Consider the following 19,741-nt stretch of genomic DNA (forward strand, 5'->3'; position numbering starts at 1 on the left):
CACCCGGCGCCCGGCATCCGCTCGGTGAGTCCGGGGGGCCGGACCGTGAGGGGTCCCCGCGCCTCACCCCTCGTCCCGTACGAGCGCGAGCAGCCGGTCCAGGACGTGCGGGCCGCCCGCCCGCACTCCGTCGTGCTCGTACTCGTCCGTCACCCACGTCCGCAGCCCGCGGATCGCGCGCGCGGTGCGCAGGGAGTGTTCCGTGTCGACGTACATGTCGTCGTGGTAGACGGCCGCGGCGACCGGCACCTCGTTGGCGGCCAGCCGGGCGGGGTCGTAGAGCGGGCTCCAGTCGGTACGGGCCGCGACCAGCTCGGCGACCTCGCGCAGCGGGCGCAGCGCGGGGTCGGAGTCGAAGTGCCAGGGGTGGATGGACTCCCCCGTGAAGTACAACGGCCCTTCCCCGGCGAGGGTCTTGGCCGAGTCGAACCGCGCGAACTCACCGCGCACCCGCTCGGCGGCCCACTGGGTCGGCCGGCCGTCCTGGCCGTAGATCGCCTCGTGGAGCACGGCGTAGAGCGGATGCCCGGCGAACGAGAGGGCGGTGGCCACGCTCTCCTGGAACGCGTCGGAGAGCGCCGGGCCCTTCGGCGTACGGACGAAGGCGTTCTCCAGCAGATAGTGCAGCTGATGGCCGCCGTCCCCGCCGCCGAGCATGATCCCCAGGGACTGGAACGCCTCGGGCGTCAGGACGTAGCCGGTGGGAAGTACGGGCCGGTGCTCGGCCAGATACCTCGCGATCCGGCGGGCCACGCCGATGTCCTGCGGATAGCGGGCGTAGAACGCCTCCACCTTGCGCGCGATCCGGGGGTACGCGGCGCGGTAGACCTCGTCGGGCGTGGCGTCGAGGGAGGGCAGCCCGCCGGTGATCAGCACGGTCTCCAGGCCCTCGGGTGCGGTGGAGAGGTAATGGGTGGCGCAGAAGCCGCCGAAGCTCTGGCCGAGCACGGTCCACGGGGCGCCGCCGGTCAGCAGCGGACGTATCGTCTCGCAGTCCCGCACGATCGAGTCGGCGCGGAAGTGCGCGAGATAGTCGGCCTGCCCCCGCGCATCGCCGTGCAGGGGCAGGGTCTGCCGGTTGACGGGGGTGGAGAGACCGGTCCCTCGCTGGTCGAGGAGGAGCACCCGGAACTCCTTCAGAGCGCGGCCGAGCCACGCCTGCCGGCCGATGAACCGGCGCGCGCCGAAACCGGGACCGCCCTCCAGGTACACCAGCCAGGGCAGATCGGCCTCCGCCCGTGCGCTCGCGACGACTTCGCGGGCGAACAGCTCGATCCGCTCCCCCGACGGATCGCTGTGGTCCAGCGGGACCGTGAAGCGGTGGTCGGTGAGGACGACGCCGGGCTGCCGGTAGCTGGTCAAGGGTGCTCCTGTTCTCGCTCGCCCCTTCCGGGGCGGTCACGCCGGACAGTTCAGCACACGGGCCACGGGCCGGCGAGACCACCCCGCCCGGGACCGCTCCCGCCGTGTGACGAGCTGTACGGCCACGGGAGCGTCTCCGTTCAGCGCGGTGCGGCGGGTACGCGGTTCCCCGGACAGTCCCGGCCCGCGCGCGCGGCGGCCCGCCCGCTCCTAGCGTGAGGTCATGATCCGGTTCGAGCAGGTCAGCAAGGTCTACCCGGACGGAACGGCCGCCGTTGACGAGCTCTCCTTCGATGTCGACGAGGGCGAACTGGTGACGCTGGTGGGCCCTTCCGGCTGTGGCAAGACGACCACGATGATGATGGTGAACCGGCTGATCGAGCCCACCTCGGGCCGTATCCTCGTGGACGGCCGGGACATCTCGGGGGTCGACCCGGTCCGGTTGCGCCGCCGGATCGGCTATGTCATCCAGGAGGTGGGGCTCTTCCCGCACCGGACGGTCCTCGACAACACCGCGACCGTGCCCGCCCTGATCGGCTGGAAGAAGGCCAGGGCCCGCGAACGGGCGGCGGAACTGCTCGACCTGGTGGGGCTCGACCCGGCGACGTACGGTCCGCGCTACCCGGCGCAGTTGTCGGGCGGGCAGCGCCAGCGGGTGGGCGTGGCGCGCGCTCTGGCCGCCGATCCCCCGGTGCTGCTGATGGACGAGCCGTTCGGCGCGGTGGACCCGGTGGTGCGCGAGCGGCTGCAGAACGAGTTCCTGAAGCTCCAGGCGACGGTGCGCAAGACGGTGCTGATGGTGACGCACGACATCGAGGAGGCGGTACGGATGGGGGACCGTATCGCGGTGTACGGAGAGGGCCGTATCGAGCAGTACGACAGGCCGGGCGCGATCCTCGGCACCCCCGCCACGCCCTATGTGGCCCGCTTCGTGGGCGCGGACCGGGGGTTGAAACGGCTCTCGGTGACCGCCGTCGAGCCGGCCGACCTCGAGCAGCCGCCGGTCGCGAGGACCGACGAGCCGGCCCGGGACGCGGCGGCGCGGATGCGCGCCCAGCGGGCCCGCTGGGCGGTGGTGCTGAACGGGGACGGCGAACTGCACGGCTGGGTCTCCGCCGACGCGCTGGCGCACGCCGGGGAGCGGGGCTCGGTCGGCGACCTCGCCCGCCGGATGGAGGCGTGGGTACCCCTCGGTTCCCCGCTGAAGCAGGCGTTCAGCGAGATGCTCCAGCATGACGCGGGGTGGGTGGCGGTGCTGGAAGGGCCGCGCTTCGCCGGGGTGCTGACCCCGGCGAAGCTGCATGAGGCGCTGCGCCGCTCGGTGGACGCGGACGCCCAGGGCATCGGGCGCGACGAGGTCGACTTCGACTCGGTGTCGGACGCCTGAGCGGTGTCCGGTGGTACGGGACCGGGCCGCGGCGGCCGGGTCCCGTACCACCGCGCGCTAGCCGCGGGCGACGGCGATCGATCCCGCGAGCCGCTCCCCCGCCTCGTAGACCATGTAGGGCATTCCGCCCTGCGTACCGAAGCTCGGAGCGGCGCTGCGGCCGTTGTCCGGGGCGCCGGCGCCGGAGTTGTAGAAGACGCCGAGGTGCTTTCGGCGCGTGAAGTCGTTGCCGACCTCCGTGATCATGAGGTCGCCGCCGCTCTCCTTGTCCTTGTTGTAGACCACATACGCACTGCCGTTCCCGGTCAGCAGATGCGGGCCGCCGACATTGACCGCGCCGACGTCCGAGTGGCGTACGAGCGGTGTCTGGTCGAAGGTCCAGTTCCGGCCGTCCGGTGACCAGCCCCAGGCGATGTCACGGTGGTTGGTGGTGTTGTTGAGCATGAAGAGCATGACGTAGCGGGCGTTCTTCGACGGCAGATCATGTGCGAAGACCCGTGCGTACGAGGTCTCCGTGGACCCGGCGGGCATCATCGAGGTCGACAGGACCACCTTGTCGTAGGTGAAGGTGATGCCGTCCTTGGAGCGGGCGAGCCGCGTGGTGGTGTTCTCCCCGTGGAAGTAGAGCCACATCTCCTTGGCGTCCTCGTTCCACAGGACATGCGGGGACGAGACATGGCTGACGGAGTAGTGGGGCTGCCAGGTGCGGGAGACCAGCGGATTGGCCGGGTACTCCGTGAACGGGCCTTCCAGGGAGTCGCCGTAGGCCAGGCAGATACCGCCGGGCGCGTCGTGCGGCGCGTAGTAGAGGTAGTAGCGGCCCAGCGCGCCCGCGATCCGGCCCGCGGTCCCCCGGATGCACGGGAAGATGATCTCGCCGGTGGGGTTGTACCTCAGCTGAGAGGGCGTCAGCAGGGTCTTGACATAACGGTAGTCGGGGAATCCGCCGGGGGCCGCGACGGCGCCCGGCGCGGTCCCGACGCCCGCCGCCAGTACGGCCGAGGTGGCGACGGCGCCGCGCAGGAGGATACGGCGGCTCGGGTTCTGCGGCTCGGTCATGGGGTTCTCCGTCCCAGGAGTGTCAGGAGCATGGGGTCGTCAGAGGTACGTCGCGGCGGTCACGGTGAAGCCGCCGAGCGCGACGAGCCAGACGTACGGCAGCGTGCGCGCCATCACCTGCTGCGGGGTGACGCCCGCGTACTGCGCGCTCCACACCGTCTGGGTGCTGGTCGGGTCGGCCACACCGAAGACCTGGTTGTACGAGGTGGCGAGGCCGAGCACGGCCACGGCCGGGTAGATCCCGGCGGCGATGAGCACCCCGGCGATGCCCGCGCCGAGGCCGAACACGTTGAGCGGGCCCCGGTAGAGGCAGAGCGGTACCAGCAGGGTGAAGACGAGGACGAACAGCACGGGGTTCTGCGGGCTCACCGCCTTCACCAGCGGTTCCAGCGCCTCCACCGCGCCCGGCAGCTTCACCGCGGCCAGCAGGATCCCGATGGCGATGAACAGGACGATCGGCGCGGCGGCGATCTCGAAGCCGCCGTAGAGCGTGCGCAGCAGCCGCTTGCTCATCTCGCCCGGCCGGGTCGTGGTGACCAGTGCGTAGATCACGCCCGCCAGCAGCGAGGGCACGATGGCCACATCGAGGCCGAGCGCGAGGATCAGGGGCACGGCCGGGGTGAGCAGCGCGTACCAGGGCGCGTCACCGAGCCGCTGACGGCGTGAGAGCGGCTTCTCCGGGACGGACTTGAGGGACCAGGCGTGCTCGACGCCCCTGCGGCGGGTCTCGATGAGGACGAACAGGACGGCCGCGGCGAGCGCGAACGGAAACAGTTTGATCATGAAGCCGCGTACGGTCGGGACGGGCAGTTCCAGCGCGCTGGAGAAGAACTGCCAGATGGGCAGTTCGAAGGGCATGCCGGCGGCGATGCCCATCAGGATCGTGCCCGCGGCGGTGACCTTCGGGATGCCGACGGCGATCATCGCGGGGATGCCGATGATCCCGGCGAGCATCGCGGCCGGCGCCGAGCCCGTGACGGTACCGACCAGGGTGGAGACGGCCAGCACGCCGAGGGCGACCACCACCGGCCGGTCGCCGCCGAATTCGACGATCTTACGGACGAGCGTGCCCGCGATCCCGGTCTCGTCGAGCAGCCTGCCGAGCCAGGAACCCAGCAGGATCGCGATCATGGTGGCGGCGAGCGCCGGGGCGCCCTCCTGGAGCACCGTGTCCAGCACACTGTTCTCGCCGGTCGCCGGGGCGCCCGCGACCAGCGCGATGGCCACGGCCAGCAGGACGAGCGCGAAGGCCGTGGGGAGTTTGCGGCTCAGCATCGCGGCCACCCCGGCCGCCATGATCAGCAGAATGACGACGCCCATGGCGTTACTTCTCTCTTCCGTGCGGGTGGGCCGTGACGGCTCCGTGCGGGGAGGCCGTGGCAGCGAGCGCGGCGGTCAGCACCAGCGGGCTGCGGCCCAGCCCGCAGACCGCGCGGGCGTGGGCATGGGCGGCGATCTCGTCGGCGCCCGCGACATGGCCGTACACCGTGCGGCGGCCGAGGCGCAGCACGGCATGGCCGAGGGAGCGGCGCAGAGCGGCCTTGGCCGGTCCGTGGTGCAGTCGCTGGTGGACGGCCTCATGGGCGAGGGCGGCGGCGCGTACGGATCCGACGGGGTACCAGTCGCGCCAGCCGAGCCGGTCGACGAGCTCCTCGGCGGCGGCGAGGGTGTCGGTGTACAGCTCGACGGCCGGGGGCCGGGAGGTGTAGCGCGCGATGAGCCCGCGCTCCAGGCCACCGTCGCGTTCGACGATCCGGGCCGTGCACGGCGCGGGGTCGAGCCCCGCGCCGAACTCCTCGGCGGCGTGAGCCCATTGGCGCAGCAGCCGCGGATCGCGGCCCTCGTGGGTGGGGGTGGCGGCGAGAAGGCGTACGGCGAACTCGATATCGTCGAGTTCCGCCAGTTCGCGGACGGCCCGTCCGGTGGTGACCGTGCGCGTCATGTCCGGACCTCCAGCACGGCGATGACCGGTTCGTCGGCGGCGCGGGCGCGGAGTTCGCCGCGGGCGAGGGCCAGCAGTGGCTGCGGGTCCAGGACCCCGGAGAGGTCGGCGATCCTGGCGCCGATGAGAAGACGCAGGGCGGGGGCACGGACGCCGCCGTCGCCGTACGAGGTGGCCTCGCCCACCAGCCCGGCCAGTACCTCGGGGGCGCGGCCGGCGGTGGTGGTCTCGACCCGGGCGTCCGGCGCGTGGAGCCGTACGACGCCGTCGGCGTCGACGACCCGCACGGGATGGCGGGTGGCGCGGAACCGGCGGCGCACTTCGGTGCCGTAGACGGTGTGGGACGGGGTGTCCGCCAGGATCCGTACCTCCGCCGGCCCGGTCTTGAGGCTGGCGGCGGCGGCACGCAGCCGTTCGTCGGCGTCGGCGCGGTGGGCGCGGTCCTGGGCGCGCAGTTCGGTGGCGCCGGTGGCGACCGCGCGGACGGTGTGGGTCTGCGGGTCGACGGTGACCTCGACCTCGACGCCGTCGGCCGCCGCGCCCTGGGCGATGACGGCGCGCTCGGCCTCGGCGCGTACGGCGAGGATCTGTTCCTGGCCCGCGCCCGGGATGATCCGTTCGATCTGTTCACGGACCAGGGCGAGCGCGACCCCGATGGGGCTGATCACCTCGCTGTGCCGGGCGATCCTGCCTTCCTGGCCGGAGACCGCGGCCAGATGCGGGGTGACGGACGCGGCGCCGCCGCCCCCGCCGACCAGGACGGCGGTGTCCTTGTCGAGCCGGTAGTCACGGATCATGGCGTCCACCACGGATTTCACCTGGCCGGTTCCCGCGTCCAGGACACGGGCGGCGGCTGTCGCCACGTCGGTGCCCAGCGCGGCCGCGAGCGGGGCGAGCGCCGTTCGCGCCACCTCCTGGTCGCAGCGGGCGAAGTCCCCTTCCGGGACGCGCCCCAGGGCGTTCGCGGCGCAGGTCATGGTGAGCGCGAACCGGCCGCCCGCCGCGTCGAGCACCACGTAGTCGGCCGGATCGTCGTCCATCGGGCTGACGGTGGCGAGGGTCGCGTCGCGCAGCTCGTCGAGGGTGGCGAAGCAGGCGTACGGCAGCCCGGCGATATGCGCGCTGCGCGGGCCCACCGTGGTGACCTTCCCGCCCCCGATCCGCACCATCGAGCCGCCGCCGACCCCCACCGTCCTGACGTCCAGCGCGGAGAGATAGGACGTCCTGCCGAGGATGGTGGCGTGGCGTACGGCGACCTTGCCGCGCCGTACGACACTGATGTCGGTGGAGGTGCCGCCGGTCTCCAGGAACAGGCCCTCGCTGATCCGCTCCCGCATCAGGGCGCCCGCCACTCCCGCGGCGGGTCCCGACAGCACGGTGAGCAGGGGTCTGCGGCGCATCTCGTCCAGGGACATCACACCGCCGTCGCAGCGCATCACCATCAGTGGTGCGCTGACGCCCGCCTTGGTGATGGAGGCGTCGACCAGATCGGCCGTGGCGAGCATCCGGGGCAGGATCGCCGCGTTGACCACGGCGGTACGGGTCCGCTTGTGCAGCCCGTAGAGCGAGGTGATCTCGTGTGCGGCGGTCAGCGGCAGGCCCCGGCCGCGGGCGGCGTCGAGTACGGCGTCCTCGCCCTCGGGCCGGTCCACGCTGAACGGCTGCGTGGCGACCAGGACTTCGGCCCCCTCGCGGATGACGTCGTCGACCGCGCTCCGTACGGCGGCGGTGTCGTCGGGGTCGGGCACATGCGCGTAGTGGAGCGGGAGCCGCTTGCCGGGGGTGAGTTCGAGTTTGCCGAGGGCGGCGAGCCTGCGGGTGAGCGCGGCGCCGGGACCCGAGCCGATGCCGATCAGTCCGACGGTGGCCACGTCGCCCTCCAGCAGGGCGTTGGTAGCCTGGGTCGTGCCGTGGGCCAGGAAGGCGACGTCCTCAGGGGCGTGGCCGGTACGGTCCAGCAGTCGGCCGAGCGCTTCCACGATGCCGTGGGCGACGCCGTCCTCGTGGTGGTGGCTGGTGGGAACCTTCACCTGCCCCAGCAGTTCGAGGGTCGTGGCGTCGACGGCCACGGCGTCGGTGAAGGTTCCGCCCACGTCGATGCCGACGCGGATGCGGTGGGTGGTCATGGTATGGGCACCTCCTTGTGCACGGTGGGCGGGTCCTGGCCGGCCGATGCGGTCGGCCGGCCGGGACCGGTACGCGGGCGGTGGGCCGGGCGGAGACAGGTGGAGCTGCTTCCGTCCGGCCGTCCCCGTCCGCCTGGATGGACGACGACGCGCGTCAGTAGCCGCGCACGTCGGGCCAGTTGCGCTGGATTCCGGCGCGGTCGAGCACTCCGGCGAACGCGTCGAACCGCTTGTCCTCGGACTGGACCTGGTGCGGTTCCACGCCTTCGGCGAGACAGTGGGCGGCCAGGGCACCGGCGACCTCGCCGATGTTCCACTCCACCGGGTGGAGCCGGTAGCAGCCGTTGGTGATGTGGGTGGTGCCGATGTTCTTCCCGGCGGGCAGCAGATTGCGGACACGGCGCGGTACGAGGGCGCCGAGCGGGATCTCGAAGGGCACGGAACCGATGTCGACATAGGTGTCGCCGCCGGTGGAGGGGTGCAGATCGATGCGGTAGTTGCCGACACCGACAGAGTCCCGGTAGCGGGTGCCGCCGTACGGACCGACCAGATCGATCGCGACATCGTGCTCGGTGATGGTGGTGACGGCCTTGATCCGGCGCGACTCGCGTACGTACGGCGCCTTGGCGAGACCGTCGGGGGTGCCGGTGACATCGGGGCGCGGACGCAGTCCGGGGAAGCCGGTGCCGCCGTCGGCGCGGGGCGCCTCGGTCTGGAGCCAGTAGAGCAGGGAGAGCGACAACTGCCGTGCCCCGGCGACCGCCTGGGCGGCGGTCCCGGCGCCACCGCCGATCAGCGGCTTCAGCCAGTAGTCGTTGAGCGGCCAGTTGACCAGGGTGATGTCGGAGTCGAAGGCACCGTCCCTGTGCAGCTTGCGGGCGAGGATCCGGCGGAAGCCCCACAGCTCCTTGTCCCCCGCGTCGGCGCTCTGGTCGGCGGTGACATCGAGCGGGTCGAGATCGGGGTTGGGTACGAAGGTACGCGGCACGGCCTCCAGCGTGCGGGGGTCGGGGGCGAGGAAGCCGAGCAGCGGCCCCGGCCAGAAACCGGGGCGATAGGAGCGCCAGAAGTCGTAGTCGGCGGGCTTCTCGATCGTGTGGTCCTCGCCCTCGTGGTGCGAGAGCGCGAAACAGACGGTGATGCCCTGCTGGTTGAGCGGCTGGGCGGTCTCGGGCGCGTGCGGCTCGTCGAACTCGGCACGGGCCTCCGCGCCCACCGCGTACTCCACGCCCGCGAGTTCGAGGAGTTCCCCGGTCTCGGTGGCGTCGATGACATAGCGCGCGGCGATCGTACGCCGGCGGCCGTCGCGCAGACTCTCGACGGTGACGCTCCGTACGGTGTCGTCCTCGGCCGCCTCGGCGGCGACCGGCCGGTGCTCGGTGAGGAGGGTCAGTCGCCCGGAGGCCCGGTGGGGGGCGAGCATGGATTCCATGACGGTGAGGGCGACGCGTGGCTCGTGACAGAGCTTGCTGACCCGTCCGGCGCCGGGGTTGAGCGAGGTGAGCGCGAGCGCCTCGGACCGCATCGGGTACCACTGGCGGTAGAAGTCCCTGATGGATTCGCGCAGCTGACGGTACGAGGCGGTGGTGCCGAACTGCTCGACCCAGGGGTGCTCGTCCGGCGGGACGGCCTGTGAGGTGAGCTGGCCGCCGATCCAGTCGGTCTCCTCGGTGAGGACGACACTGCGGCCGGCGCGGCAGGCGGCGAGTGCCGCGGCCACGCCGCCGAGTCCGCCGCCGACGATGAGAATGTCCGGTTCGGGTATCACGGATCTCCTTGTGATGCTGTGGTGTGCCGTGTGGTGCGTGTGGTGCGGTGGGGTGGGTTGCTATGGGGTCCCGGGACGGGGAAAGGGCCTACGGGGCGGGCGGCGGACCGGCGGTGGCACCGGCCCTGAAGACGCAGGACACCAGCGGTTCCGTGGCCTCCTCCCCCGCCACGAGCGCGGCGAGCAGACGGACCGCCGCCGCTCCCAAACGGGTTCTGGGGATGTCGAATCCGGTGGGCCACGGGCCGTCCGCCAGGTCCGGGGGCGGCGAGCCGAGCAGCGCGAGCGAGACCTCGCGCGGGCAGTCGACCCCCGCGTCACGGACGGCCGTACGCAGCGCGCGCCAGGCGCCGCCCGTGTCGGTCTCCTCGGCGACGAAGGCGGTGACACCGTCGTCGAGCCATCCGCGCAGCCGCTCCGCGGTCAGTTCGCGCTCCGGGGCGGCCGAGCGGAAGACGGCGGCGGGCCCGCCGGGCAGACCGGCCGCCTCCAGCCCCTTGAGGAAGCCGTGTTCACGGTCGGTGGAGGCGGGCGCGTCGTCGTCCTCACGGATGAGCACGATCCCGCGGTGGCCGAGCGCGGCGAGCCTGCCGACCACCTCACGGCTGGCGCTGACATAGTCGGCGCCGACCCAGGCCAGGCCCTCCAGCTCGTCCCTGCGGCCGATATGGACCACGGGGAAGCCGTCGGCGACCAGCCGCCGCAGCTCCCCGGCCGGCGCGTGGCGGCCGAGGAAGAGACAGCCGTCGGCCAGCCGCACCCTGCTGAGGGCGTCCGGCCCGGCGGCCCCCGCGCCGCCGGTGCTCGAACCGGTGAAGAGCACCAGGTCGTAGCCGCGCGCGGCGGCCTCCTGCTCGACGCCGACCAGGAACGGGTAGTACGAGTGCTGCACATCCGTCGGGAAGGTGGCGGTGAAGCTGAAGACACCGAGCAGGTCGTTGCGCGCCGCCGCGAGCCTGCGGGCCGCCGGATCGGGGACGTAACCGAGGCTGCGGGCCGCGTCCAGCACCTTGCGCCGTGTCTCCTCCGAGATCGTGGCGCCCTGCTTCTTTCCCGCGAGCACCAGCGAGACCGTGGCCTGCGAGACCCCGGCCAGCCGGGCGACCTCCGACTGACGCGGCCGCGCGGTGCGCCCGGCCGGTGCGGGGGCCCGGCCTGGCCGGGAACGCTTCCTTGGTTCGTCCACCGGTTACTCCTCATGCTCCTCAAGAACCGTTAATGCGCATTACTAATGCGCATTAACGAGCACTGTGAACCTCCTGGCGATCGGGGTCAAGAGGGTGGGCCGGACTTCTTTCCGGACTTCCTTCCGGACTCCTTCGCGGCCGTCCGCCCGGGACTTCTGCCCAGGCGCCCGCGGTCGTACGGTGTGATCTTCCGTCTCCCGTGACCCTCTCACCTCGACAAGGTGGCCTTATATGTCCCTGTTCGACCTGCCCCTCGACGAACTCCGCGGCTACCGGAGCCGGTCCCCGGAGCCCGAGGACTTCGACCGCTTCTGGGCCGCCACCCTCACCGAGACACGCGGCCACGCGCTCGACGCACGCTTCGTTCCCGTCCCGACGGCGCTCGCCACGCTGGACGTGTTCGACGTGACCTTCGCCGGGTTCGGCGGCCACCCGGTCAAGGGCTGGTTCGTCCTGCCCGCGGGCACGTCCGAGCCCCTGCCCGTGGTGGTGCAGTACCTCGGTTACGGCGGCGGGCGCGGCCTGCCGCACACCCATCTGCTGTGGGGCTCGGCCGGCTTCGCGCACTTCGTGATGGACACCCGGGGACAGGGCGGCGCCTGGAACGGCGGCGACACCCCCGACCCGGTGGGCAGCGCCTCCTCGTACCCCGGCTTTCTGACCCGGGGCATCGAGGACCCGTACGCGTTCTACTACCGGCGGCTCTTCGCCGACGCGGTGCGCGCCGTGGAGGCCGCACGCTCCCATCCCCTCACCGACGCCTCGCGCACGGTGGCGCTGGGCACGAGCCAGGGCGGCGGGATCACGCTCGCGGTGGGCGGGCTGGTGCCGGATCTGGCGGCGATCGCGCCCGATGTGCCGTTCCTCTGCGACTTCCCGCGCGCGACGACGATCACCGACCGCAACCCGTACCGCGAGGTGGGCCATTACCTCAAGACCTACCGGGGCAGGACGGCGGATGCCTGGCGGACGCTCAGCTACTTCGACGGGGTGCACTTCGCGGCGCGCGGACGGGCTCCGGCACTGTTCTCGGTGGCCCTGGAGGACGAGACCTGCCCGCCGTCCACTGTCTTCGGCGCCTTCAACGCCTACGCGCACGAGGACAAGTCGATCGAGGTGTACGACTTCAACGACCACGAGGGCGGCGGCCCGTACCAGGAGGCCATCCAACTGGCCTGGCTGGCGGAGCGGTTGTGACGCCCTGACCGCCCGCCGCCTGACCGGCCCTCAAGCACCGTACCGCGCCCTCCGGCGACGAGCCGAAGGGGAACGCCTCTTGACCGGCACCTGGGGCTAACCCTAGGTTTCCCGGAGAAAGCGCTTTCCGACAACGATGTCAGAAATCGGTTCCCAGGAGGCACGGTCATGAGACTGCCCGGCCCGCCCCGCACCGCCGCCCCAGGGCGTGTCCGTAAAGTCCCGCCTGGTTCGCCCTGCGGGCGGACGGCGCCACTTCACGGACACGCCCTGGCGGCCCTCTCCGCGTTCACCGCGCTCGTCCTGCTGCTGGCCGGCTGCTCCGGCGGAGGGCCGTCCGACGGCGGCGGGATCACCCTCACGTTCAGCTGGTGGGGCAACGAGAGCCGCGCCCAGCGCACCGACGAGGCCGTACGCCTCTTCGAGAAACGGCATCCGGGCGTGACGGTACGGACGTCCTTCGCCGGCTACGAGGCATACGTCCAGAAACTCGCCACCCAGGCCGCGGGCGGCGATCTGCCCGATGTCGCCCAGCTCGACTACCGCCAGATCTCCCAGTACGCGGGGAGCGGCACCCTGCTCGACCTCACCCCGTACATCGAGGACGGCACGCTCCGTACCGGCACGATGGAGCCGGGGCTGGTCGCCACCGGCCGCTACGGACCCGGCCAGTACGCGCTGCCGATGGGACAGGGCTCCACCGGATTCGCCTATGACGCGGCGGTGTTCGCGAAGGCCGGCCTCAAGGCGCCGGAGCCCGGCTGGACCTGGGAGGAGTGGGCCGAAGCGGGCCGCGCGATCAGCGCCCTCGGGCTGACGGGCCCGGACGGACGCCCGTACACCGGCCTCACCGATATCGGCGTGAACGAGGACGCGTTCGAGAACTGGCTGCGCGGCCACGGCAAGAAGCTCTACGCCTCCCAGCACCGGCTGGGCTTCACCACCGAGGACCTCACCGCGTTCTGGACGTTCACCAACGGCCTGCGCGAGGAGGGCACGGCCTCGCACGCCAAGGACACCTCGCAGATCGGCGGTGCGGTCGAGGACGGACCGATGGGGCGCGGTCTGGCCGCCACCGACTTCACCTGGGACGGTCCCTTCCTCGGCTACGCGCCGCTGATGGGCGACACGGTGCGTCTCGCGCCCGTCCCCACGGTCGACGGCACGGCGGGACAGTACTTCAAGCCCAGCGTGCTGATCGGGGCGGGCGCCAACACGGAACACCCCGAGGAGGCGGCGGCGCTGACGGACTTCCTGCTCAACGACCCCGAAGCCGGGAAGATCCTCGGGGTCACCCGCTCCACCCCGCCCAACCGCGACATCGCGCGCTCGATCGGCAAGGACCTGCGCGGACCCGAGAAGGAGGTCTTCGAGTACGGCAGGAAGATCGCCGCGTACGGCGTCGATCCGCCGCCGATGGCACCGCCCCGGGGCGATGTGGTGCTCCAGGTCTCCTTCACCCGCGTCTACCAGCGGGTGATCCACGGCATGCAGAGTCCCGCCGAGGCGGCCGGGGAGTTCGTCGCCGAGGCGGAGAGGGAGCTGCGATGAGCCTCACCGGTGATCCACGCGGGACCGCTTCCCCGCCCCCGCCGCCCCCGGCCACCGGGCGCGCGTCCCGGCGCGCGCCGCGCCGCGAACGCCAGGGCCCCGCCTATGTCTTCCTCTCCCCCTGGATCCTCGGCGTCGTGCTGCTCACGCTCGCGCCGATGGCCGTCTCGCTCTATCTCTCCTTCACCGACTACAACCTCTTCGACGCCCCCACCTGGGTGGGGCTGCGCAACTACACGGACATGCTGTTCGAGGACCCCCGCTACTGGCGTTCGGCCGGCACCACACTGGTCTTCGTGGTGGTGGCGGTCCCGCTGAAGCTGGCCCTCGCCCTCGGCGTCGCGCTGCTCCTGAAGAACATGCGCTCCGGCAGGGGCTTCTACCGCTCCGCCTTCTACGCCCCGTCCCTGCTCGGCGCCAGTATGTCGATCGCGCTGGTGTGGCGGGCGCTGTACAACGACGGCGGTACGGTCGACGACCTGCTCTCCCGGATCGGCGTCCACACCGGAGGCTGGGTCGCCGACCCCGATCTGTCGGTCCTCGTGGTCGCCCTGCTGGCCGTCTGGCAGTTCGGCGCGCCCATGGTGATCTTCCTGGCCGGGCTCCAGCAGATACCGGGGGATCTCTACGAGGCGGCGGCGCTCGACGGCGCCGGGCGGTGGCGGCAGTTCGTCTCCGTCACCCTGCCCATGCTCTCCCCGGTCCTCTTCTTCAATCTGGTGCTGGAGACCATCCAGTCGTTCCAGGTCTTCACCCCCGCCTTCGCGATCAGCGGGGGCAAGGGCGGTCCCGCCGACTCGACCATGTTCTACACGCTCTATCTGTACGAACGCGGCTTCTCCGCCTCGCACATGGGCTATGCCTCGGCCATGGCGTGGGCGCTGCTGCTCGGGATCGGAGCGGTGACGATCGTGCTCTTCAGGACGTCACGCTCCTGGGTCTTCTACGCCAACGAGGGGGCCTGATGTCCACCGCCGCCATCGGCAAGCGGAACGCCCGTACCCGTGCCGGTACCGGTACCGGCAACCGCGGCCGCCGGATCGCCCTGCATCTGACCGCCGGTCTGATCCTGCTGGTCCTGCTCTATCCGCTGGTGTGGCTGCTGGCCACCTCGCTCAAGCCGGCCGACGAGGTCCTGACCAGTCTGAGGCTGCTGCCGAGCCGGCTGGAGTGGGGCAATTACAGCACCGCCCTGGACGGGGTGAGCGGGGTGGAGGTCTCCACGCTGCTCACCAACTCGCTGCTGATCTCGGCGGGTTCGGTGCTCGGCAACGTCCTCTCCTGCTCGCTGGCCGCGTATGCCTTCGCCCGGCTGCGGTTCCGGATGCGGGGTGTCATGTTCGGCTTCATGGTCGCCACGATGATGCTGCCGCACCACGCGGTGCTGATCCCGCAGTACATCATCTTCAACCAGCTCGGCATGGTGGACACCTACTGGCCGCTGGTACTGCCGAAGTTCCTGGCCACGGAGGCGTTCTTCGTCTTCCTCATCGTGCAGTTCATGCGGGGTCTGCCCCGCGAGCTGGAGGAGGCGGCGATGATCGACGGCTGCGGGCCGTTCCGCTCCTTCCGGTCCGTGGTGCTGCCGCTGACCCGGCCGGCGCTGATCACCACGGCGATCTTCACGTTCATCTGGAGCTGGAACGACTTCTTCACCCAGCTGATCTATCTCTTCGACCCGGAGAAGTTCACCATCACCCTGGCCCTGCGGAACTTCGTGGACCAGTCGAGCCAGTCGGCGTTCGGCCCGATGTTCGCGATGTCGGTGATCTCGCTGCTGCCGATCGTGCTCTTCTTCGCCGCGTTCCAGCGCTATCTGGTGCAGGGCATGGCGACCTCGGGACTGAAGGGGTGAGCGCCATGGGTACCCGTCCTGCCGCGTCCTCGCCGTACGGCCGCCGCGAGCCGGGAGAGCTGTTCGGCCCGCGCTTCGCGCTCTTCGCCGACATGCTCGCCGTCGGTCTGTTCACGACGGTGGCGAGCCTGCCGCTCCTCACCGCGCCGGCCGCGCTGGCCGCCGGCTGTTCCGTCCTGCGGGACTCCGCCCGTACGGAACGGACGGCGACCGCCGGCCGGTACCGGGACGCGCTCCGGGCGCACGGCGTCGCCCGTACCCTGGCCGCCGGTACGGTGCCGCTCGGGCTCGGCGCGCTGATCCTGGTGGATCTGGCGCTGGCCGGGGCCGGACTGCCGGGGGCCACCGCCGTCTCGGTCGCGCTGGCCGTCGTCGGGGCGGGGGCGCTGGTCGTGGGGGTACGGGCCGCCGCGCACCCGGCGGCGCGCCGCAGCTGGCCCGCCGCCGTACGGGGCGCCGCGCGCCGCTCGGCCGCCGATCCGGCCGGGTCCCTGCTGATCGCGGTGGCTCTCGCGCTCTGCGCCGCGATCGTCTGGGCGCTGCCGCCGCTCGCCCTGCTCGCGGCCGGGCCGCCGGCGCTGGCCGCCGTCTCGGTCGAGCTGCGCGGGGTCCCCGCCCGGAGCCGGTCCCCGCGCCGGTGATTCAGTGCGACGCCGGAATCAGTCCCTTCGTCTCCAGATAGGTGCGGGCGACGTCCTCGGGGAGCCGGCGCCAGCTGTCCACCTGCTGGTTCATCGAGGCCAGATCCCTGGTGGTGAGCACGGTGTTCAGCTTGTCCAGGGCGGTCGTGACGCCCTTGCTCCCGGCCCGCGCGCGGTTGACGACGGGCACGATGTAGTCGGCGTTCTGGAGATGCCGGTCGTCGGCGAGGAGCACCAGCCCGAACTGGCCGAGTGTCGCGTCGGTGGTCGTGGTCAGGACCATCTGGTCCTGACCGTTCTGCACGGCCCGCTTCGCCGGGGTCGTCCCCACACCTTTGGGGTCGATGCCGGTGATGTCGATGCCGTACGTCTTCTTCAGCCCGGGTTCGCAGTACGGGCGGCGTACGCACTCGTCGCCCGCGGCGAGTCTGACGGGCAGCCGGGATCGTCCCAGGTCGCTCAGTGTCCTGAGCCGGTGTTTCCGGGCGTAGGAGGCCGCGACGGCGAAGGCGTTCTGGTCGACGGCGCGGCCCGGGTCGAGGACGGTCAGCCCGCGTGGCGCGGCGAGCGAGCGCAGTGCCCTCATCGTCGCGCCCAGGTCGGGTGAGCCGACGGGTTTCGCGTCGGGGCCGTGGACCTTGGCGTTCAGCCAGTCGGCGAAGGTCGCCGCGTACTCCGGTACGACATCGATCTGGCCGCTCTCCAGGGCCGGTTCGTAGATCTCCCGGTTGGTGACGGAGAGGATCCGGGTGTGGTACCCCGCGCGGTTCAGCAGGAGCGCGTACATCTGGGCGAGCAGATCGCTCTCGGTGAAGCCGGCGGAGCCGATGGTCAGGTGCTTGCTGTCGCCGGGCGGTGCGGTGACGTCGCCCCGGTTCTCCAGGGACGGTCCCGTGGCACAGGCGGCGGCCAGGAGGAACGAGGTGACCAGGGCCGCGGCGGTACGACGCGCCGCTCTCATCCCCCGCCCCTCACCCATCGCGGCCCCAGCCGTCGCACCAGCTCGAACACCCCCTCCACCAGCAGCGCGAACACGGCGACGAGCACCGCGCCCGCGACCACCTGGGGCGTGTCGGCGAGATTGAAGCCCGCGGTGATGATCCGGCCGAGACCGCCGCCGCCGACCAGGGCCGCGATGGTCGCGGTCGCCACCAGCTGGACGGCGGCGATCCGTACGCCGGTGAGGATCAGCGGCAGGGCGAGCGGCACCTCGGCCCGCCACAGCAGCTGACCGCCCGTCATCCCCATGCCGCGGGCGGCCTGGACGACATCTGGGTCCACCCCGCGCATCCCCACATAGGCGTTGGTGAGGAGCGGGGGGATCGCGAACAGCACCAGCGCGATGATCGTCGGCCACTGGCCGTGCGTGCCGATCGGGGTGAGCAGCAGCAGGACGAGGACGGCGAAGGTCGGGACGGCCCGGCCGACATTGGAGATGTTGACGGCCAGCGCGCCTCCCCTGCCCAGATGGCCGAGGACCAGTGCGACGGGCAGCGCGATCGCACAGCTGATGACCAGGCAGACGACGGTGAGGAAGAGATGCTCGCCGAGCCGGTTCCAGACCCCGCCTGATCCCGACCAGTTCGAGGCGCTGGTGAGCCAGGACCAGGCCGCCGCGAGGGTGTTCACGCGCGGCGCTCCCTCGCCCAGGGGGTGAGCAGCCGCTGGAGTCCGAGCAGCAGGAGATCGGCGGCGACGGCGATGATCACGCAGAGGACGGAGGCGGTGAGCACCTGCGCCTTGAAGAAGGTGTTCATCCCGGCGTAGATGAGATTGCCGAGCCCGCCGTAGCCGACGATCGCGCCGATGGTCACGAGGGAGACGGCGGAGACGGTCGCGATCCGCAGCCCGGCCATGGCGGCGGGGAGGGCGAGTGGCAGTTCGACGGTGAGCAGCAGCCGGACCGGTCCGTATCCCATCCCGCGGGCGGCCTGCCGGGTCTCCTCGGGTACGGCGCGCAGTCCGGCCAGGATGTTGCGTACGAGCAGGGTCAGCGAGTAGAGGACCAGCCCGGCGACGACAAGCGAGGCCGCCAGTCCGTACACCGGCAGCAGCAGGGAGAACATCGCGAGCGAGGGGATGGTGTAGAGGATGGTGGTGATCCCGAGCACGGGCCCGACCGCCCAGTTCCAGCGGCGGGCCGCCAGGGCCAGGGGGACGGCGATGACCAGCGCGAGCAGGATGGCGAGGAAGGTCAGGTGGAGATGCTGGAGCACCGCGTCCCACAGGATGGTGCGGCGGGTGGAGAGGTAGTCGCCGCAGATCCACTCGTTGCGCGCGAGGCAGTCGTCCGGAGGCGCGGTCACCCGTCCATTGCACGCCCGCGCCCGGCCGTCCGCGCGCGGTGATGGACCGTACGGATGGCGGACCCGCCCGGCACCCCGCCCGGCACCCCGTCCGGGCGCCGCGCGGGTCCGCCGTGACGGCGCGCGCCGCGTGTGGTCCGCACGGGGTGCGGTCCGCACCGCTCGCGGCGCGCGCCGACCGGTGTCAGGGGAAGGAGACCACTGTCGAGGGCACCGTCGTCGTGCCGGAGGTGGCGCCGCCGATGGCGTTGATGACGTGGTCGTACTGTCCGTTGCCGCTGAGCGAGACGACGAGCAGGCCGTGGAACCTCACACCCGGGACCACGGGCGCGGCGAAGCCGTGGGCCTGGCGGATGGACGGGTCGACGTTGTAGTAGCAGTAGCTGCCCAGGCCCCAGCCCTCGTGCGTGGTGACGTGGTCGGCGACCTTGTAGGCGGCGTAGCCCCTGATGGAGCCGTTCTGGATGGCGGCCTGGTTGGGGGCGTCGTACGCCTTCTCGTTCTGGAAGAAGATGGTGCGGCCCCGCTGGCCGTTCCACTGGACGTCGTACTTGTTGAAGTGCTCGACGAACAGACCGGTCGCCAGCACGTCGTCGCCGTTGACGATCACGCCGTAGTCGGCCCGGTTGGTCTCCCAGCCCACGCCGTCGCCGTGGTCCGCGCGCCAGACCCAGGTGTGGTCGATGATGGTGTGCCGGCTGTTCACGACCATGCTGGTGGTGGCCTTGCCGGGGCCGGCGCCGCCGATCCTGATGAAGACGTCCTGCACGGTGATGGGGTTGGCGGAGTGGTTCGCGGAGGCGCCCTGCGGGCCGACCTCCAGAAGCGTCGGAGAGTTCACCGGACCGGCGTCGATCAGGAAGCCCGCGAGCCGTACCCCGTCGACATCGGCGACCCTGATCGCCGTCACGCCGTTGTCGGGCACGAGCGTCGCGTAGCCGAGGCCGAGGACCACCGCGTTCGCGCGCTCGACGCGTACGGTCTGGTTGAGGTGGTAGATGCCGGGCGTGAACAGCAGGTTGAGCCCCTGCGCGAGCGCCTCGTTGAGGGTGGCCGCGGAGACGCCGGGCTTCGCGACATAGAACTGGGTGAGCGGCAGGGACGTGCCCCTGGGCGTGCCGTTGCCCCAGGTGGTGCCGCGCGCGTTGGTGCGCAGCTCCGGCAGGAAGACCCTGTACTCGGCGCCGTTGAGGTAGAGGAAGGGCTTCTCGCGTGAGACGGGGGTGGTGTTGAGGGTGGTGTAGGGCGGGTTGGGGAAGCCCTGGGCGGGGGCGCCTTCGACACCGGAGAAGGTCATGTTCCAGACGCCGTTGGTCCAGCCGCCGACGGAGCTGTCGCGGGTGTACCACTGCTGCTGGGA

At 71.6% G+C, this 19,741-nt stretch carries 16 protein-coding genes and 1 pseudogene; 6 read left to right on the forward strand and 11 right to left on the reverse strand.

What is annotated here, in order from left to right:
• Positions 1-63: 63 nt before the first annotated feature.
• Positions 64-1,362 carry an alpha/beta fold hydrolase gene (locus tag ACZ7LS_RS35965; protein WP_385134809.1) on the reverse strand — a complete coding sequence of 433 codons (1,299 nt, stop codon included), beginning with the start codon at positions 1,360-1,362 and terminating at the stop codon, positions 64-66.
• Between the two features lie 223 nt (positions 1,363-1,585).
• Here ACZ7LS_RS35965 and ACZ7LS_RS35970 point away from each other — a divergent pair, with 223 nt between their 5' ends.
• Positions 1,586-2,749: an ABC transporter ATP-binding protein gene (locus ACZ7LS_RS35970; protein WP_382516678.1), complete on the forward strand. Its 1,164-nt coding sequence runs from the start codon at positions 1,586-1,588 to the stop codon at positions 2,747-2,749.
• A 57-nt stretch (positions 2,750-2,806) separates the two neighbouring features.
• On the opposite strand, the gene ACZ7LS_RS35975 is transcribed toward ACZ7LS_RS35970, so the two are convergent.
• The 6 genes from ACZ7LS_RS35975 to ACZ7LS_RS36000 all read right to left on the reverse strand — a co-directional run bounded on the left by ACZ7LS_RS35975 (position 2,807) and on the right by ACZ7LS_RS36000 (position 10,830).
• Positions 2,807-3,808: a glycoside hydrolase family protein gene (locus ACZ7LS_RS35975; protein WP_385134811.1), complete on the reverse strand. Its 1,002-nt coding sequence runs from the start codon at positions 3,806-3,808 to the stop codon at positions 2,807-2,809.
• Positions 3,809-3,847: 39 nt separating this feature from the next.
• Complete coding sequence (locus tag ACZ7LS_RS35980) at positions 3,848-5,128, reverse strand: TRAP transporter large permease (RefSeq protein WP_382970818.1); 1,281 nt, start codon at positions 5,126-5,128, stop codon at positions 3,848-3,850.
• 4 nt (positions 5,129-5,132) lie between these two features.
• A complete protein-coding gene (locus ACZ7LS_RS35985; RefSeq protein WP_382516671.1) occupies positions 5,133-5,750 on the reverse strand; it encodes a hypothetical protein in 618 nt (205 codons plus the stop codon).
• Positions 5,747-7,876: a hydantoinase/oxoprolinase family protein gene (locus ACZ7LS_RS35990; RefSeq protein ID WP_385134813.1), complete on the reverse strand. Its 2,130-nt coding sequence runs from the start codon at positions 7,874-7,876 to the stop codon at positions 5,747-5,749. The genes ACZ7LS_RS35985 and ACZ7LS_RS35990 overlap by 4 nt, the downstream gene beginning before the upstream one ends.
• Before the next feature lie 154 nt (positions 7,877-8,030).
• Positions 8,031-9,644, reverse strand: a complete 1,614-nt coding sequence (locus tag ACZ7LS_RS35995; RefSeq protein ID WP_385134815.1) for an FAD-dependent oxidoreductase — start codon at positions 9,642-9,644, stop codon at positions 8,031-8,033.
• Between the two features lie 88 nt (positions 9,645-9,732).
• On the reverse strand, positions 9,733-10,830 hold the full coding sequence (locus ACZ7LS_RS36000) for a LacI family DNA-binding transcriptional regulator (RefSeq protein WP_382874393.1): 1,098 nt from the start codon (positions 10,828-10,830) through the stop codon (positions 9,733-9,735).
• A 232-nt stretch (positions 10,831-11,062) separates the two neighbouring features.
• On the opposite strand from ACZ7LS_RS36000, the gene ACZ7LS_RS36005 reads away from it, so the two are divergent.
• The 5 genes from ACZ7LS_RS36005 to ACZ7LS_RS36025 all read left to right on the forward strand — a co-directional run bounded on the left by ACZ7LS_RS36005 (position 11,063) and on the right by ACZ7LS_RS36025 (position 16,075).
• Positions 11,063-12,028 carry an acetylxylan esterase gene (locus ACZ7LS_RS36005; RefSeq protein ID WP_385134817.1) on the forward strand — a complete coding sequence of 322 codons (966 nt, stop codon included), beginning with the start codon at positions 11,063-11,065 and terminating at the stop codon, positions 12,026-12,028.
• A 174-nt stretch (positions 12,029-12,202) separates the two neighbouring features.
• On the forward strand, positions 12,203-13,579 hold the full coding sequence (locus ACZ7LS_RS36010) for an ABC transporter substrate-binding protein (protein WP_385134821.1): 1,377 nt from the start codon (positions 12,203-12,205) through the stop codon (positions 13,577-13,579).
• Positions 13,576-14,544, forward strand: coding sequence for a carbohydrate ABC transporter permease (locus ACZ7LS_RS36015; RefSeq protein WP_382673359.1), 969 nt, complete (start codon positions 13,576-13,578; stop codon positions 14,542-14,544). The genes ACZ7LS_RS36010 and ACZ7LS_RS36015 overlap by 4 nt, the downstream gene beginning before the upstream one ends.
• Complete coding sequence (locus ACZ7LS_RS36020) at positions 14,544-15,434, forward strand: carbohydrate ABC transporter permease (RefSeq protein ID WP_382516653.1); 891 nt, start codon at positions 14,544-14,546, stop codon at positions 15,432-15,434. Before ACZ7LS_RS36015 ends, ACZ7LS_RS36020 begins: the two co-directional genes overlap by 1 nt.
• A gap of 5 nt (positions 15,435-15,439) precedes the next feature.
• Positions 15,440-16,075, forward strand: coding sequence for a hypothetical protein (locus tag ACZ7LS_RS36025; protein ID WP_382516650.1), 636 nt, complete (start codon positions 15,440-15,442; stop codon positions 16,073-16,075).
• A 1-nt stretch (position 16,076) separates the two neighbouring features.
• On the opposite strand, the gene ACZ7LS_RS36030 is transcribed toward ACZ7LS_RS36025, so the two are convergent.
• The 4 genes and pseudogenes from ACZ7LS_RS36030 to ACZ7LS_RS36045 form a co-directional block, all read right to left on the reverse strand.
• Positions 16,077-17,036 (reverse strand): ABC transporter substrate-binding protein, encoded by a 960-nt coding sequence (locus ACZ7LS_RS36030; RefSeq protein WP_382874403.1) that lies wholly within the window; start codon positions 17,034-17,036, stop codon positions 16,077-16,079.
• A complete protein-coding gene (locus ACZ7LS_RS36035) occupies positions 17,033-17,704 on the reverse strand; it encodes an ABC transporter permease (protein ID WP_382516644.1) in 672 nt (223 codons plus the stop codon). The genes ACZ7LS_RS36030 and ACZ7LS_RS36035 overlap by 4 nt, the downstream gene beginning before the upstream one ends.
• A complete protein-coding gene (locus ACZ7LS_RS36040; protein WP_382516641.1) occupies positions 17,701-18,381 on the reverse strand; it encodes an ABC transporter permease in 681 nt (226 codons plus the stop codon). Before ACZ7LS_RS36040 ends, ACZ7LS_RS36035 begins: the two co-directional genes overlap by 4 nt.
• A gap of 184 nt (positions 18,382-18,565) precedes the next feature.
• Positions 18,566-19,741: pseudogene (locus ACZ7LS_RS36045) on the reverse strand (coagulation factor 5/8 type domain-containing protein); the annotation flags it as partial.

This window comes from Streptomyces sp. NPDC039430, assembly GCF_055639435.1.

Coding starts and splice junctions, on each gene's coding strand:
- ACZ7LS_RS35970 (WP_382516678.1), top strand. CDS start 1,586: ATGATCCGGTTCGAGCAGGTCAGCAAGGTCTACCCGGACGGAACGGCC.
- ACZ7LS_RS35975 (WP_385134811.1), bottom strand. CDS start 3,808: ATGACCGAGCCGCAGAACCCGAGCCGCCGTATCCTCCTGCGCGGCGCC.
- ACZ7LS_RS35980 (WP_382970818.1), bottom strand. CDS start 5,128: ATGGGCGTCGTCATTCTGCTGATCATGGCGGCCGGGGTGGCCGCGATG.
- ACZ7LS_RS35985 (WP_382516671.1), bottom strand. CDS start 5,750: ATGACGCGCACGGTCACCACCGGACGGGCCGTCCGCGAACTGGCGGAA.
- ACZ7LS_RS35990 (WP_385134813.1), bottom strand. CDS start 7,876: ATGACCACCCACCGCATCCGCGTCGGCATCGACGTGGGCGGAACCTTC.
- ACZ7LS_RS36005 (WP_385134817.1), top strand. CDS start 11,063: ATGTCCCTGTTCGACCTGCCCCTCGACGAACTCCGCGGCTACCGGAGC.
- ACZ7LS_RS36015 (WP_382673359.1), top strand. CDS start 13,576: ATGAGCCTCACCGGTGATCCACGCGGGACCGCTTCCCCGCCCCCGCCG.
- ACZ7LS_RS36020 (WP_382516653.1), top strand. CDS start 14,544: ATGTCCACCGCCGCCATCGGCAAGCGGAACGCCCGTACCCGTGCCGGT.
- ACZ7LS_RS36025 (WP_382516650.1), top strand. CDS start 15,440: ATGGGTACCCGTCCTGCCGCGTCCTCGCCGTACGGCCGCCGCGAGCCG.
- ACZ7LS_RS36030 (WP_382874403.1), bottom strand. CDS start 17,036: ATGAGAGCGGCGCGTCGTACCGCCGCGGCCCTGGTCACCTCGTTCCTC.